17 protein-coding genes and 1 pseudogene are annotated in these 13,247 nt (G+C 58.7%); 12 read left to right on the forward strand and 6 right to left on the reverse strand.

The features are described 5' to 3' along the window. Positions 1–570: GNAT family N-acetyltransferase (locus ASH01S_RS13425; RefSeq protein WP_067928969.1), on the forward strand; the 570-nt coding region annotated here is incomplete at its 5' end. An 11-nt stretch (positions 571–581) separates the two neighbouring features. Further along, positions 582–1,571: a DMT family transporter gene (locus ASH01S_RS13430; protein WP_281178225.1), complete on the forward strand. Its 990-nt coding sequence runs from the start codon at positions 582–584 to the stop codon at positions 1,569–1,571. 65 nt (positions 1,572–1,636) lie between these two features. Here ASH01S_RS13430 and ASH01S_RS13435 read toward each other — a convergent pair whose 3' ends face one another. Next, positions 1,637–2,383, reverse strand: a complete 747-nt coding sequence (locus ASH01S_RS13435; protein WP_373278580.1) for an AAA family ATPase — start codon at positions 2,381–2,383, stop codon at positions 1,637–1,639. A 113-nt stretch (positions 2,384–2,496) separates the two neighbouring features. Here ASH01S_RS13435 and ASH01S_RS13440 point away from each other — a divergent pair, with 113 nt between their 5' ends. From ASH01S_RS13440 to ASH01S_RS13465, 7 genes are all read left to right on the forward strand, one after another. Then, positions 2,497–3,069, forward strand: a complete 573-nt coding sequence (locus ASH01S_RS13440; protein WP_245629079.1) for a DNA topology modulation protein — start codon at positions 2,497–2,499, stop codon at positions 3,067–3,069. A gap of 267 nt (positions 3,070–3,336) precedes the next feature. After that, complete coding sequence (locus tag ASH01S_RS19285) at positions 3,337–3,555, forward strand: hypothetical protein (protein ID WP_245629080.1); 219 nt, start codon at positions 3,337–3,339, stop codon at positions 3,553–3,555. Beyond that, positions 3,504–4,115, forward strand: a complete 612-nt coding sequence (locus ASH01S_RS13445; RefSeq protein WP_245629081.1) for a class I SAM-dependent methyltransferase — start codon at positions 3,504–3,506, stop codon at positions 4,113–4,115. The genes ASH01S_RS19285 and ASH01S_RS13445 overlap by 52 nt, the downstream gene beginning before the upstream one ends. 75 nt (positions 4,116–4,190) lie before the next feature. Next, positions 4,191–5,123, forward strand: a complete 933-nt coding sequence (locus tag ASH01S_RS13450) for an ornithine cyclodeaminase family protein (protein ID WP_067928972.1) — start codon at positions 4,191–4,193, stop codon at positions 5,121–5,123. A 58-nt stretch (positions 5,124–5,181) separates the two neighbouring features. Further along, positions 5,182–5,409, forward strand: coding sequence for a hypothetical protein (locus ASH01S_RS18970; RefSeq protein WP_067928973.1), 228 nt, complete (start codon positions 5,182–5,184; stop codon positions 5,407–5,409). Positions 5,410–5,487: 78 nt separating this feature from the next. Beyond that, entirely contained in the window at positions 5,488–6,000 is a 513-nt protein-coding gene (locus tag ASH01S_RS13460; protein ID WP_067928974.1) for a GNAT family N-acetyltransferase, read from the forward strand. Positions 6,001–6,035: 35 nt separating this feature from the next. Next, positions 6,036–6,635, forward strand: a complete 600-nt coding sequence (locus ASH01S_RS13465; protein ID WP_067929008.1) for an MOSC domain-containing protein — start codon at positions 6,036–6,038, stop codon at positions 6,633–6,635. 69 nt (positions 6,636–6,704) lie between these two features. Here ASH01S_RS13465 and ASH01S_RS13470 read toward each other — a convergent pair whose 3' ends face one another. Together ASH01S_RS13470 and ASH01S_RS19290 are read right to left on the reverse strand one after the other, a co-directional pair. Beyond that, the gene (locus tag ASH01S_RS13470) at positions 6,705–7,406 is read right to left on the reverse strand and encodes a LysR family transcriptional regulator substrate-binding protein (RefSeq protein WP_245629082.1); all 702 of its coding nucleotides are present in this window, start codon (positions 7,404–7,406) and stop codon (positions 6,705–6,707) included. 73 nt (positions 7,407–7,479) lie between these two features. Continuing rightward, positions 7,480–7,605: pseudogene (locus ASH01S_RS19290) on the reverse strand (LysR family transcriptional regulator); the annotation flags it as partial. Between the two features lie 116 nt (positions 7,606–7,721). On the opposite strand from ASH01S_RS19290, the gene ASH01S_RS13475 reads away from it, so the two are divergent. Next, complete coding sequence (locus ASH01S_RS13475; protein ID WP_083517165.1) at positions 7,722–8,348, forward strand: LysE/ArgO family amino acid transporter; 627 nt, start codon at positions 7,722–7,724, stop codon at positions 8,346–8,348. Positions 8,349–8,439: 91 nt separating this feature from the next. On the opposite strand, the gene ASH01S_RS13480 is transcribed toward ASH01S_RS13475, so the two are convergent. Further along, the gene (locus ASH01S_RS13480; protein ID WP_245629083.1) at positions 8,440–10,809 is read right to left on the reverse strand and encodes a heavy metal translocating P-type ATPase; all 2,370 of its coding nucleotides are present in this window, start codon (positions 10,807–10,809) and stop codon (positions 8,440–8,442) included. A gap of 22 nt (positions 10,810–10,831) precedes the next feature. Then, the gene (locus tag ASH01S_RS13485) at positions 10,832–11,128 is read right to left on the reverse strand and encodes a metal-sensitive transcriptional regulator (protein WP_067928975.1); all 297 of its coding nucleotides are present in this window, start codon (positions 11,126–11,128) and stop codon (positions 10,832–10,834) included. 241 nt (positions 11,129–11,369) lie between these two features. Here ASH01S_RS13485 and ASH01S_RS13490 point away from each other — a divergent pair, with 241 nt between their 5' ends. Together ASH01S_RS13490 and ASH01S_RS13495 are read left to right on the forward strand one after the other, a co-directional pair. After that, on the forward strand, positions 11,370–11,864 hold the full coding sequence (locus ASH01S_RS13490) for a GNAT family N-acetyltransferase (RefSeq protein WP_067928976.1): 495 nt from the start codon (positions 11,370–11,372) through the stop codon (positions 11,862–11,864). A gap of 73 nt (positions 11,865–11,937) precedes the next feature. Further along, positions 11,938–12,531, forward strand: coding sequence for an LOG family protein (locus ASH01S_RS13495; RefSeq protein ID WP_067928977.1), 594 nt, complete (start codon positions 11,938–11,940; stop codon positions 12,529–12,531). 158 nt (positions 12,532–12,689) lie between these two features. Here ASH01S_RS13495 and ASH01S_RS13500 read toward each other — a convergent pair whose 3' ends face one another. Further along, entirely contained in the window at positions 12,690–13,139 is a 450-nt protein-coding gene (locus ASH01S_RS13500; protein ID WP_067928978.1) for a helix-turn-helix domain-containing protein, read from the reverse strand. Positions 13,140–13,247 lie beyond the last annotated feature (108 nt).

A 13,247-nucleotide genomic window follows, 5' to 3' on the forward strand; every position in this document is an offset into this window, starting at 1 on the left:
TACATATGGAATCTACGGACGAATCAAGACTTCATGAAACACCTGCAGATGAGCGGCTATCGTATGGAGACATCTGTAAATGCGGTCCAGATATGGGACGGAACCTTCGTGGATACGGTCAGCCATGCGGAGGTCACTGTCGAACCGGTAACAGATCAAAATTATACGGACGCCCTGTATGTGGAATGCAGCATGACGGAATTTGGGGGACGGGAAGTACGTGAGAAGGCGTTTGACCAGGAATTTCATAGTCCTTTATATACCCACTTCCTGATGCGTGTTCATGGCCATCCCGCAGGAATCGCCTGCCTTTTTATGCATGGCCGTCACGCCCGAGTCGAGTCGGTGGGCATCGTGGAGGCATGTCGCGGACGCGGATTGGTCAAACCATTGCTGCGACGGGTGCAGAAAGAGGCCAGAACCCAAGGCTGCGCTCAGTTATGGGTGTTTCCTATCGATGAAGTCGCCGAGCGGATCTATCAAAAGTGCGGCTTTGCGACGTGCGGACGTCTCGAAAGCGCGCATGCGTATCGGGACACGAGCGGATTGGGCGGAGGTCGCAAACAATAGGGGGTACAGCTTTGGAATACGTCGAATCCAAGCTCGACTTTGCGGACCATTTAGTTCCTGCTTCCAACGGAACATCGTCCTCCGTGGCGGTTACGGGCACGAAATTCGACCGTTTCAAGGGCTTATCGATGGTGCTTCTGGGAGCTGTTCTTTGGGGCGTGTCGGGAACCGTTGCGCAAGTGTTGTTTCAGGGTTATGGATTGAACCCGGGATGGTTGGTCGCCGTGCGCATGAGCGTTGCGGGCCTCCTGCTGTTGGCGGGAAGTTCCATCAAGTCCGGTCCCAGCCAGGTCCTGGCGGTGTGGACGGATAGACGAGACGCCGGGAGACTTGTCCTCTTTGGGATTGTGGGATTGCTGGGGGTCCAGTATTCCTATTTCGCATCCATCCGTTATGGGAATGCGGCCACAGGAACCATCCTTCAATACATGGGTCCCGTGTTCATCACCGTGTACGGCGCATGGCGAAGCCGGCGCATGCCGAGCGCCGCACAGGTGTTGTCCGTCTTTCTCGCTCTCGTGGGTGCCCTGTTGCTTGTCACCGATGGGGATTTTCACAGCTTTTCGGTGGCTCCCCTGGCTGTGTTGTGGGGGATTGTTTCCGCCATCACGGTGGCTTTTTATTCATTGTACCCGCAGCATTTATTGCGCCGATACGGTGCGGCGGCGACCGTGGGATGGGCTATGCTCATCGGCGGTGTCGGCATGTCCTTCGTAACCCCTCCCTGGCACTTTACCGGTCACTACACACTCGGCACCTGGGGGCTTGTTGGGTTTGTCGTTGTGTTTGGCACCTTGATTGCGTTTTACATCTACATTGCGAGTTTGAAATATATTTCCGCTTTCGAAGCAAGCGTCCTGTCCTGTGGCGAACCCTTGTCTGCCGCCATCATCGCGGTTGCGTGTCTACATGTACAAATGGGAGCGCTGGCGATGCTGGGAGGGGTGTGCATCCTTGTCACCGTCATCCTTCTGGCACGCCAGCCTGCGGAGTCGAGGTAGCTGCTCGGAGAAGGCGCTGTGGCTGGCTGTCCGACGGCATCCACCCAGTCTCTTGGCGAGGGGGCTCACGATTGGCGGTCGTCCTCCTGAAAAAGTTCCTGAAGCAGGGCCTCTCGATGAAGCAGAAATTGTTTAGAAATGATATAGTGGTCGGTATCCTCATACTTGATAGGAGATAGGGGGGAGGTATCAAAATTGAGGATGCGGGCTCCTGGGTAGCCCAAGAGAATGGGTGAGTGTGTCGCGATGATAAATTGGCTTTGCCCGCTTTGCTCGTGCTGCCAAAGGATGCGCAGCAGGGCCAGTTGTCGGGATGGAGACAGGGCGGCCTCCGGTTCGTCCAGGAGATACAGCGCCTTCCCCCGGCCTCGAAACCGGTAGGTGAAGAGGGCCAGGAACGATTCACCGTGAGATTGCTCGTGCAACGACTTGCCTCCATAGGCTGCGTAGCCGGTGGGGCACTCTCGTTCCACTTCTTCAATGTGACTGGCAAAGTTGAAGAAACTCTCTGCTCGCAGAAAAAAGCCGCGCGTGACTTTGGGAAGCCATGAGAGTTGGAGGTGTTCATACAGCTGAGATTCGGTCTTCGCCGTGGAAAACACGTTCTGCTTTCCGCCACCTTCCGGATTGAACCCCGCCTGGATGGCGATGGCCTCCAGAAGTGTGGACTTGCCTGATCCGTTTTCTCCGATGAAAAAGGTCACGGGTGTATCGAACTCCAGGCTGGAAAGCCCGCGGAATGCCGGGATGTTGTAAGGGTATGCGGGACTTTCTTGAGGCCAGTCACGAAAGCGGACCTCGCGCAGGAACACAGGTTTCACCTTCATTTCTTGTGGCAAGAACTTTTTAGATATTATAGCCGAATGTGTGCGACTGACGCAGATAGCAGCGACCTGATGCGCGTTGCAAGAGAGGACCCGCTCGCATGCGGACCGCGGGTCTGAACGGCGGAGTGGTACGGATGCGGAAAATCGCCATTATTGGTTCTCCTGGGGCGGGGAAGTCGACGCTTGCCCGGCGGCTGGGTCAGGCGACCAGGATCCCTGTGATCCATCTCGATTCGTTATTTTGGCGCCCCGGCTGGACGGCTACGCCTCGCCCTGAGTGGATTCGGCTCCACACGAAGGCGATCAGCGGTGAGGAATGGATTATCGACGGGCATTATGGTTCCACACTGGACCTGCGCATCCAGGCAGCTGATACCATCGTCTTTCTCGATGTTCCACGCTGGCTGTGCCTGTGGCGGGTGTGCAAGCGGGCCATGCGGTATGTTGGCCGCACCCGGCCAGACATGGCAGAAGGGTGTCGTGAGAAACTGGATGTGGAATTCTTGAGATACGTTTGGGGTTTTCGCAGACGCGAACAGGCGGGCATTCTACGACGGTTGCAGGACGCGCAACGTGAGGGCAAGTGCGTCATCCATTTGCGCACCCGTGCGCAAGTAGAAAGGTTTCTGAGCGAGGTTCAGGTAAGTCGGGTTGCACAAATTAGAAAGTAAGCGACGGGGGCGACGAATCATATTTCGGGAGTGCGTGGATGAGCTGAATCGTGTCATCCGAGTGATGCATGATTTTCCCCATCCTTGGTTGGTGGGCGGGAAGGGACAAGGACAACCAGGATTTCCATGTCTGTCTGCCTCACCTGACCAAGGCTCAACGTCAATGGCTGTTGCGGGCATTGCAAAGACATCAGCCCAGCTGCCCGTGGTTGGCCGAGCTGGAAGGATAATTTGCCCAGGATAGAAACGATAGTGGGAGGGATGGGCATGGAGGAAGATGTAAAGAGCTCTGTTCGAAGGCAATTCAGCCAAAATGCCGGAGACTATCGTGCGGAGCCCCTGTTTGCACAAGGTGACGATCTGCAGTACTTGCTGGAAGCTGTTCCTCTCACGGGGGCGAACGCGTTTTGGACGTGGCGACAGGAGCTGGCCATGTGGCGCTGGCGTTTGCTCCGCATGTCGAGCAATGTGTCGGAATTGACTTGACGGACTCTATGGTCAAAGTTGCGACGGATTTCGCGAGGGAACGGGGGATAGGGAACGTTCAGTTTGCGACCGGGGACGCGGAACATCTGCCCTTTCCCGCAGCGTCCTTCGACCTCGTCACCTGCCGGTTCGCCGCACACCATTTCGCGGATGTCGGCAAAGCTGTGCAGGAAGTGACGCGCGTACTGAAACCTGGGGGCGCCTTCCTGCTCATTGACCACTATGCGCCCGAAGACGAAGCTCTGGACACGTTCGTCAATCACCTGGACAAACTGCGCGATCCGTCCCATGTCCGGGAACACCGGCTTTCGGAATACCAGGCCTGGTTTGCGGATGCGGGATTGTTGTATCGCGAAGAACGTAGATGGAATCTGCCAGTGCACTTTGAGAATTGGGTGCAGAGGGCACGGACACCGGAGGATGTGAAAAGGAAGCTGGCGGATTACCTTCGCGACGCTTCTCCCTCTTGCAAGGAAACATTTTGCATTCAACTGGATGAGCATCAGCACCCGGTTTCCTTTTGTTTGAAGTGCGCCTTGGTCGTGGGCAGAAAGCCTTGATGTTTGGTGGTTCCTGGGGCAATCGGGGGGATGGGCTCCAGCTTAGCTTGCGACCGGAAAGGAGAAAAGAGAACAATGGCCTATCGGACATTGACCGACTGGGATGTGGACGATGGCCTCTCGATGCGCGAGGCTGTTCAGATCATCGAGAGGGCCTTCGTGGAGCGAGCCAAGGGAACATTTGTATCGCCGCCAAGATTTCGTGTGGACGGAGGCAAAGGGGCGCTTGTGTTCACAGCGGGGGGAGCCATCGGATCGGAAAAACTTATCGGGTTTCGTGTTTATGACACCTTTCCGGGCGAACACCCGGACCGGACACAATTGGTGGCCGTTTTCAGCGCAGAAACCGGCGCCCTGCAGGGAATCGTGCTAGGGGAACGGGTGGGTATCATGCGTACGGGCGCTATCGGCAGCGTCGCCGTGAAGCACATGGCGCGACCCGACGCGGCAACGCTCGCAATTCTGGGGACCGGCAAGCAAGCCCGGGCCCAACTCGAGGCTGCTGTTGCGGTGCGTGACTTCCAGACCGTCAAGGTTTATAGCCCCAAGGCGGAACACCGCCGGCGCTTTATCGAGACTATGGAGCCGAAGATTGCCGCCGATCTCTTTGCGGTCGAGTCAGCGAGAGCGTGCGTCGATGGGGCCGATGTCGTGATATGCGCGACCAACAGTTCCAGCCCTGTGTTGGAAGCCGAGTGGGTGAAGGAGGGCGCGCACATCAATACGGTGGGTCCGAAGTACGTGGGCGCCCATGAGATCCCGATAGAACTGATTCAGAGAAACGGCGTCCTGGCGACCGATTCGCTGGAACAACTGCAGGCGTACCCGAAGCCCCATGTGGCGACGCAAGTGTCTCAAACGCCTGACATCATCGACCTGGCGGATATCGTTGCGGGCAAGACGGCCGGGCGCAAAAGCGTTCGTGACATCACGGTCTTCTTCTCCGTCGGGCTGGCGGGCACCGAGGTTGTTCTCGCCGGTGAGGTGCTGGGGAGAACGGGCGAATAAGCCGCAGGCTGAATTTGCGGTCGTCCACTTTACGGGGCAATAAGGATGGGCTGGGCGGATGAAGCTGTTTCGCTTTGACTTGTCGTTCGGGGCGGGACGAGTGCACGGCAGGCAATTCGAACTGGCTTATAGCGCCTCGATTTCTGCTGGCCATGCTGTGTATGGGGAGGATGGAGAATGGCACGAAACACGAACGGACACGGGACTTACGGCCATCGTCGTAGAGGGTGAAGACTTGGCTCCCGAGCAGTTTATTCCTAGGGTTTCTCTGAGGCGGCATGGGTGAGAGAAGACAACCGAGTCGGCTGATATGATGCGGACACAGTTGTCAGGGAACCTTGCAGTGAAGGAGACGATAGCCAGAGTGCAAGACAGCACGTTTGACGTTCGACCGATAGCTGTTAGCGATGCTGCTGCGTATTTAGACCTATGCCGACAACTGGACAGGGAAACATCTTTCATGTTATACGAACCCGATGAACGAACGACAACAGTGGATGAGCAGCGTGAACAAATCCAGTCGATATTGAGGACTGAAAACCAAATGTACTTTGTGGCTGAATCGGGACATCGGTTGGTGGGACATGTCCAGGCTTACGGTGGGAGCCACCGGAGAAACCGAAATACAGTACATTTGGTTGTTGGTGTTTTACAGGCCTATTCCCGCAAGGGGATTGGCGCGGCCTTGCTACGAATCATGGAGGAGTGGGCGCGAAATGTTGGCATTCATCGCCTTGAGCTCACAGTTATGACGCATAACTTGGCGGCTGTAAACTTGTACCGAAAAGCGGGGTTCGAAATCGAAGGAACCATGCGACATACGCTGTTCGTGGATGGGCGGTACGTGGACGAATACATTATGGGCAAGGTGATCTAGGGTTGCCATTGCCTATCGGCACAAAGGTGATATGGATGTGGAAGTCCCATACGTGTCGTGTGGAATCGGTTTACATAGCGGATCAGAAGGGGACATTCGTTACCAGGCCTGTGAATAGGATTCAACTGGAGTACGGTGGGATTCCAGGGGACCTGCACTTTGGTTTGACCAAACGGTCCGGTGTTCGGGAGTCGATGTATCCTCGCGGCACAGAGATTTTCAACCGCCGTCAGGTTACGATAGTATCCCTTGAGGAATGCGGGCGCATTGCCGAACGATTGGGAGTTCCGAGCATACGTCCGGAGTGGCTTGGGGCCAACATCGCAGTCGGCGGTTTTCCAAATTTAACGACTCTGCCCGTAGGGAGTCGCATTCTGTTCCCGGGTGGAGCCGGGCTCGTGTGCGAAGGGGAAAACCTGCCGTGCACACAACCTGGAGGCGTCGTACAGGCCCAATATCCAGATGAGCCTCGTCTGTCGTCCCGGTTCGTGCGCCATGCGTTGGGGCTCCGGGGCATCATCTGTGTCGTCGAGCGTCCCGGCGTTGTCCAGACGGGCGATACGGTCAAGGTCCTGGCCTACAGTCCGCCTCACAGAAACACAGTGCCTGGGAAAGGGCTGCCTCAACAACTATGAACGGTTGTATGCTTACAGACGATTGGAAGCCGAGAGGGCATTGCCGAGCGGACCAACTCCGAATATGGGTCAGACAGGCTGCACGGATATGACCTCTCGAGCGACATCGATAAATGCCTTCATGGCCGGAGAAAGCCACTTGTCCTTGTGCCAGGCGATTTGCGTGACGATGTTGAAATCGTACCCAGTCCAAGGCAATGCCTTCAGCCAGCCTTTGGCCACTTCGTCGCGGACGGCAATCTCAGGGAGAACGGCCAGCCCCAGCCCTTCCATGGCACAGCGCTTGATGGCTTCGATACTCCTAAGCTCCAATCGGTTTGCCGGGAGAGCTCCGGCACTGGCTATGGCGCTTTCGAACGCGCTTCGGTAATGGCAGCCAGGCTCGGTCAGCAGCAGAGTTTCATCGGTCAGGTCGGTGGGATACACTGCCCTTTGTTGCGTCAGAGGGTGCGTGGGATGACACACGAGCACCACGGGCTCCGGACAGAGTGGCACTATCTGCAGTGCGTCCGAAGTCGCTGCTGGCTCCAGCAAAAACGCTACGTCCAGTTCTCCGCGAGCGAGAAGGACTCGGATGTCGGCATCTGGAATGCCGGGGCGAAATGTCAGTTGTACCTTCGGATAACGCGAGTGAAACTGGCTGAGTACTGGGGGCAACCGGTAAATGCACTGGCTCTCCTGCGCGCAGATTGGCGAGCGTCCCCCTCGGTTCTTCCGGGCTTCCCACCACCTGTTGGGCCTCGTTCGACAATTGCAGGACCTGTTCCGCATACCGTTGCAAACGACGGCCAGACTCGGTCAGCAGCACGCGTTTTCCCAACCGTTCAAACAAGCGCACGCCGAGTTCGGATTCCAAGGACTGAATCTGGGCTGTAACGGTCGATTGCGCGTAATTCAAGGTCTCGGCGGCGCGGCTAAAATTAAGCGTTTTTGCGGCCGTGAGAAAAACTCGAAGCTGCTTCAGGTCCATTTGGCCAACTCCCTTATCGACCTCTCCGATAATGGTTATCGCGTCTTTCGCATACCGCGATTATACACCCTGGTGTACAATCACACTTGTTCATCGCGGAGCAAGGAGAGGGGAAATTGACAGCCGCGTTTGTCCACGGATTCCTGCTTTCATTGGGTCTCATCCTGCCGATTGGGATGCAGAATGGTTTCATCCTGATGCAGGGGGCGCTTCATCGCGGGCGGGGTTGGCTGCCTGCGGTGGTGACAGCTTCCCTGTGCGACACGTTGCTCATCGCCCTGGCGGTTCTCGGCGTCTCGGCAGTCGCGCTGCATATTGGGTGGGTGAGGTATACGCTTGGTTTCATAGGCGGGGCGTTCCTGCTGTACATGGGATGGTCCACATGGCGGGATGGCCAAGAGGAGGACGCTGCCTTCGCTGCTATGAGTACGGCGTGGACACCCAAGCGGCAGATGGGTTTCGCCACCTCCGTTTCCCTGCTCAATCCGCACGCCCTCATCGACACCTTGGCCGTAATCGGAGGGAGCGCGTCAGCGTACTCGGCTTGGGCTGAGAAGCTGGCCTTTGGCACTGCCTGCGCCGCTCTTTCATGGCTGTGGTTCTTTGGCTTGGCCGGTGTGGGCCACGTGCTCGGCAGACGCGCGCTGCAGACTACATCTTTGCGGGCGCTCCATCGGATTGCAGCGGGCATGATGTGGGCCTCCGCACTGTATTTGGGCTACATCCTGTATACATTTCGTTGACCCTGGCCTCTTGGGGCTGTGCAGTGCGTGGACATGGCGAATAACGAGCCGGCCAAGGGCCTGCCCCACCGTGCTACTTGCTACGCGCCTTCTACCGTAATTTCATGCGGCGCAGCAGCAAACTGTTCGACACCACGCTGACAGAACTGAGCGCCATGGCCGCCCCGGCGATGATGGGGCTTAAGATTCCAAGGGCTGCCAGCGGAATGCCCAATAGGTTATAGAAGAACGCCCAGAACAGGTTTTGCCGTATCTTCCGCATAGTGGCCCTAGACAGACGCAGGGCGTCGACAACGCCGTGGGTCCGGCCATGCATGAGCGCAATATGGGCCGCCTCCAACGCCACATCCGTGCCCGTGCCCATGGCCATTCCGATGTCCGCCGCGGCCAACGCGGGCGCGTCGTTGATGCCGTCCCCCACCATGGCGACCACGCGTCCTTGGTTTCTCAGTTCCTGTACCTTGGCCGCCTTGTCCTCGGGCAACACCCCGGCCATCACATGTGGAATTCCGGTTTCGTCGGCGACGGCCTGGGCGGTGCGCTCCTGGTCTCCCGTGATCAGCCATACGTCTATGCCGAGCGCTCTGAGCCCCTCGACCGTCGCGTGGGCGTCCTCTTTCAACGTGTCTGCGATGGCGATGACGCCGAGCAGCTGCTCATCCCGCGCGACCACCACCGTCGTGCGACCGGCGCGCTCGTGGCGGAAGAGTATCGCGTCCGGGAGCGGATCGGCAACAAGGTCCTGCAGCCATGCACGATTTCCGACGCGCAGCGTGGTCCCCGCCACTCGCCCTTGGATGCCTTTGCCGGGAATCGCTTCGATGCCCTCCGCGTGTGGGACGTCCACACCTTCCCCATTGGCGCACGCCACAATCGCAGCGCCGAGCGGGTGCTCGCTCTGCACCTCCAACGCGGCCGCGGCAGCGAGGAGGTCTTTGCGTGACACACCCGTCGCTGTCCAGACCTCCGTGACCTTCGGTTTGCCCGCGGTGAGGGTTCCCGTTTTGTCAAACACGACCGTGTCCACCCGGTGGGCCAGTTCCAGGTGTTCACCGCTTTTTATCAGAATTCCGGACTCAGCTCCCAATCCGGTGCCGACCATGATGGCGGTGGGGGTGGCCAGTCCCAGTGAGCAGGGGCAGGCGATGACCAGCACGGCGACGGCGGCTATGAGTCCATGGAACCAGTTTCCCGATACGCCCCAAGCGAGCAACGTGAGGATTGCCACACCAAGCACGACGGGCACAAAGACACCCGAAATTCGATCTACCAGTCGTTGCACCGGCGCCTTGGAACCCTGGGCCTGGTCGACAAGCCGGATGACTTGGGCGAGCGCCGTGTCCCGGCCGACCTTCGTGACTTCCATGAGAAAAGCGCCCGTTTGATTGACAGAAGCCCCGATGACGGGGTCCCCAGGCCCTCGAGCCACCGGCATCGCCTCACCGGTCAGGAGCGATTCATCTATCGACGTGTGGCCTTCTTTCACCACACCGTCGGCTGGAACCTTCTCCCCCGGGCGGACACGGACGAGATCGCCCACACGGAGCTCTTCCACCGGCACATCGGTTTCCACACCGTCGCGGAGCAGATGCGCCTCTTTCGCGCCCAGCTTGGCCAGCGATTCCAACGCCGCGCCCGACCGCGCCTTGGCCCGAGTCTCCAGCAGCTTGCCCATAAAAATCAAGGTCACGACCGTCGCGGAGCTGTCGAAGTACACGCCCGGCCTGCTCAAAATGGTCAAGGTCACGCTGTAAAAGTAGGCGACGCTGGTCCCAAGCGCCACGAGCACGTCCATGTTCGCGGCGCCACCCCGGAGCGCGTGGTAGGCTGCCTGATAAAACCGCCAGCCTACGTAAAACTGTACAGGCGTGGCCAGAATCAGGCTCGCCCAGCCGGGGAGGAACGGCTGTCCTCCAAACAGCATCACGAACATCTGGACCAACAAAGGCAGGGTCAGCAACGCCGAAAACCCGAACGTGACCCAGTCGCGGCGGTAGGCCTCGTCTTTGCGCCGTTTTTCCTCGTCCCTATTAGCGGCGCTTGCCAGGGTGGCGCCATATCCAGCCTTTTCCACAGCGCGGATGAGGTCCGGGGTGTCAATCAGACCCGGCACATACGTCACCTTCGCCCGTTCCGACGCCAGGTTCACGGAGGCCGACTGCACGCCAGGCAGCCGTCCGACAACCTTTTCGATGCGAGCGGCGCAGGCCGCACAGGTCATGCCTGTGATGACTAGGTCTGCTTCTTGAAGGGGCACCGTGTAGCCCGTCTTTACGATTCTATCGACAACGTCTTTCCAGGTCGTCTCCCCGCCGAGCACTACGTGCGCCCTCTCCGACGCCAGATTGACGTGCACCGCCTGGACTCCGGGCAGTTTCCCCACGGTCTTTTCAATCCGTGCAGCACAGGCGGCGCAGGTCATGCCCTCGACAGGCAGGGTCATTTCTGTGACTTGCGACACAACTTCATCCCCCGATTCTTGCTTATCCGCGGGTGAATTGGCGAATCACGCTCATCAGTTCCTCAATCTTCTCGTCGCCGTGGTCTTGGTGAGCCAAGGCATCGGCCACACAACCGCGGGTATGGGATTCGAGAATGGCCAGGCCCACTTGGTGAACCGCACTCTTGATGGCGGCGATTTGCACAAGAATATCGACACAATAGCGGTCTTCCTCAATCATCCGCTGGATTCCGCGGACTTGACCTTCCACGCGCCGCAGCCGGCTCAGCAGTTCATCCTTTTGATGGGCGTAGCTGTGTCGGGCATGCTCTGGACTCATGGGGGACCTCCTCACCTTCGTCGCTTCCGATAAGAAAACCATACCCCCCTACCGTATAAATGTCAATTCTCATCCCAGAAATGCCGGCACATGTTGTATCATGGGTGTGTATTTGTAGGAAGATACCTTTCCCCGTACGGGATGGCGTCTTGAAGGCGATGAAAGGGGCCGCGGGAACCACGTGCAGAACGAAAGGCGAACCATAGACCAGGACGGATGCAACAGGAACGGGTACAGGCCTATGGCGGTAAAGGTGCAGATTGGGCCTCCGAAGGGGGAAACGGAGTGGCGTTGGCTTCACACCCTGTGGCAACAGGAATGGGGTGGAGACACGATGGTCAGTCGCGGACACATCTATCAACTCGCCGATCTCGTCTCGCTGGTGGCCAAGGTGGATGGCGAGATGGCGGGGGCGGCAACGTATCGGATTGATGGCAGGGGTGGCTGCGAACTGATGAGTATCAACGCGACCCGACCCCACGCTGGGGTGGGCAGCCGCTTGCTTGAAGCGGTGGAACGTGCGGCGAGGGAAGCCGGATGCCGCCGGGTGTGGTTGATTACCAGCAACGACAACCTAAACGCCCTGCGCTTCTATCAACGCCGTGGGTACCGCATGGCCGCCCTGTACCCGGGCGCCATCGATGAAGCCCGGCGCATCAAACCGTCCATCCCGCTTGTGGGCAACGACGGGATTGAAATTCATGATGAACTGGAGCTCGCCAAAGCGCTCGCTTAATTCCTGGCGGATTCGAACCGGTTGGGGAGACTCTGGCCTCCGGGTAACCGGTTGAGCGGATGAGGAGGCACGCATGAAGAGGGTTTGTGTATTTGCTGGTTCCAGCACAGGAATTGACCCGGCGTACACGGTGGCTGCGCGGCAGCTTGGGGAAACCATCGCGGCCAGCGGATTGGAGCTGGTCTACGGCGGATCGAAAGTAGGACTGATGGGCGAGGTGGCCAACACGGTGTTGCGACATGGCGGCACCGTGATTGGTGTCATGCCAACGGGCTTGTTTCGAACCGAAGTTGTGCACACGGGACTGTCGCGGTTCATCGAGGTCAAGGACATGCATGAGCGCAAGGCCGCGATGGGCAACCTGTCCGACGCGTTTGTCGCCTTGCCTGGGGGATACGGCACCTTCGAGGAGTTGTTTGAGGTGGTCAGCTGGGCCCAGCTCGGCATCCATCGCAAACCTATCGGGTTGTTGAACGTTCAGGGCTATTATGTCCCCTTGCTGCAGATGGTCGACCACGCGGTGCGGGTGGGCTTTGTCCGCAGCGCCTCCAGGCAATTGCTCCTCGCAGCGGACAATGCGCCGGACTTGTTGGAAGCGTTGAAAGCCCATCCGCCCGCAGAAGTCGAACCCAGGTGGCAGCCTCCTGCTCAGGACTCCGCAAACTAGCTGCTCGCCGTACCGCCGACGAGTCTACCTTTCCGCAGGGCTTAAGACCGGCTTGAGACCGAACGAGGCCCCACGACCACAGCCCCTTAGGGGCCGGCAAGCCGCAAACGGGCCGCGTCTGGGATACCACGCGCAGCACCGCCAGGGAGCAGGCCCGTTCAGCGCCAGATCAGTCGGCGCGCTGAACGTGGGTGCTTGAGTTCCTGGATGGTCTTCAGAATGGACGTCAGCTGTTCGTCTCGGCTCTTGCGATGAGCATCCTCCTGCAGCTCCAGGATGTTCAGGATGCGCTCGACTTTCTCCTGAAGTTCCTGTTGCGTCGCCGCCAGCGTGTCAATAGCCGCTTGACAGGCGGCGATACGCTGGAGCAACCGTCCTTCAACCACCGCCCCGGAACCCGAGCCGGACTGGGATGCATCGCTTGCATCCCGGGGTTTTCGTCCCGGGGTCTCATCCGTAAGGAAAGCTTGTACATCGCGGGGTTGAATGATATAGGTGGGACCGAACGGTTCATCGACCTGTGTCGCCTTCAGCTTGCCCCGTTGAATCCAGCGCCGGACTGTGCTGGGATGGCAGCCCAGAGCCTGGGCGGCTTCGCGCACGGTCATGGGGCATCCCTCCTCATGAAAGCTTTGTTTCGAGTGTAGCCCATGCGGGCCGCGAGGTGTGTCGAAGCGGCCCGTCGACCGCTGGCAGTCAGTCCGGACCGCTTTTCG

The organism is Alicyclobacillus shizuokensis NBRC 103103 (assembly GCF_001552255.1).
Taxonomy (GTDB): domain Bacteria; phylum Bacillota; class Bacilli; order Alicyclobacillales; family Alicyclobacillaceae; genus Alicyclobacillus_G; species Alicyclobacillus_G shizuokensis.

Coding starts and splice junctions, on each gene's coding strand:
- ASH01S_RS19285 (WP_245629080.1), top strand. CDS start 3,337: ATGGAGGAAGATGTAAAGAGCTCTGTTCGAAGGCAATTCAGCCAAAAT.
- ASH01S_RS13485 (WP_067928975.1), bottom strand. CDS start 11,128: ATGAGTCCAGAGCATGCCCGACACAGCTACGCCCATCAAAAGGATGAA.
- ASH01S_RS13470 (WP_245629082.1), bottom strand. CDS start 7,406: ATGCGGAACAGGTCCTGCAATTGTCGAACGAGGCCCAACAGGTGGTGG.
- ASH01S_RS13495 (WP_067928977.1), top strand. CDS start 11,938: ATGAAGAGGGTTTGTGTATTTGCTGGTTCCAGCACAGGAATTGACCCG.
- ASH01S_RS13440 (WP_245629079.1), top strand. CDS start 2,497: ATGCGGACCGCGGGTCTGAACGGCGGAGTGGTACGGATGCGGAAAATC.
- ASH01S_RS13490 (WP_067928976.1), top strand. CDS start 11,370: ATGGCGGTAAAGGTGCAGATTGGGCCTCCGAAGGGGGAAACGGAGTGG.
- ASH01S_RS13450 (WP_067928972.1), top strand. CDS start 4,191: ATGGCCTATCGGACATTGACCGACTGGGATGTGGACGATGGCCTCTCG.
- ASH01S_RS18970 (WP_067928973.1), top strand. CDS start 5,182: ATGAAGCTGTTTCGCTTTGACTTGTCGTTCGGGGCGGGACGAGTGCAC.
- ASH01S_RS13465 (WP_067929008.1), top strand. CDS start 6,036: ATGTGGAAGTCCCATACGTGTCGTGTGGAATCGGTTTACATAGCGGAT.
- ASH01S_RS13500 (WP_067928978.1), bottom strand. CDS start 13,139: ATGACCGTGCGCGAAGCCGCCCAGGCTCTGGGCTGCCATCCCAGCACA.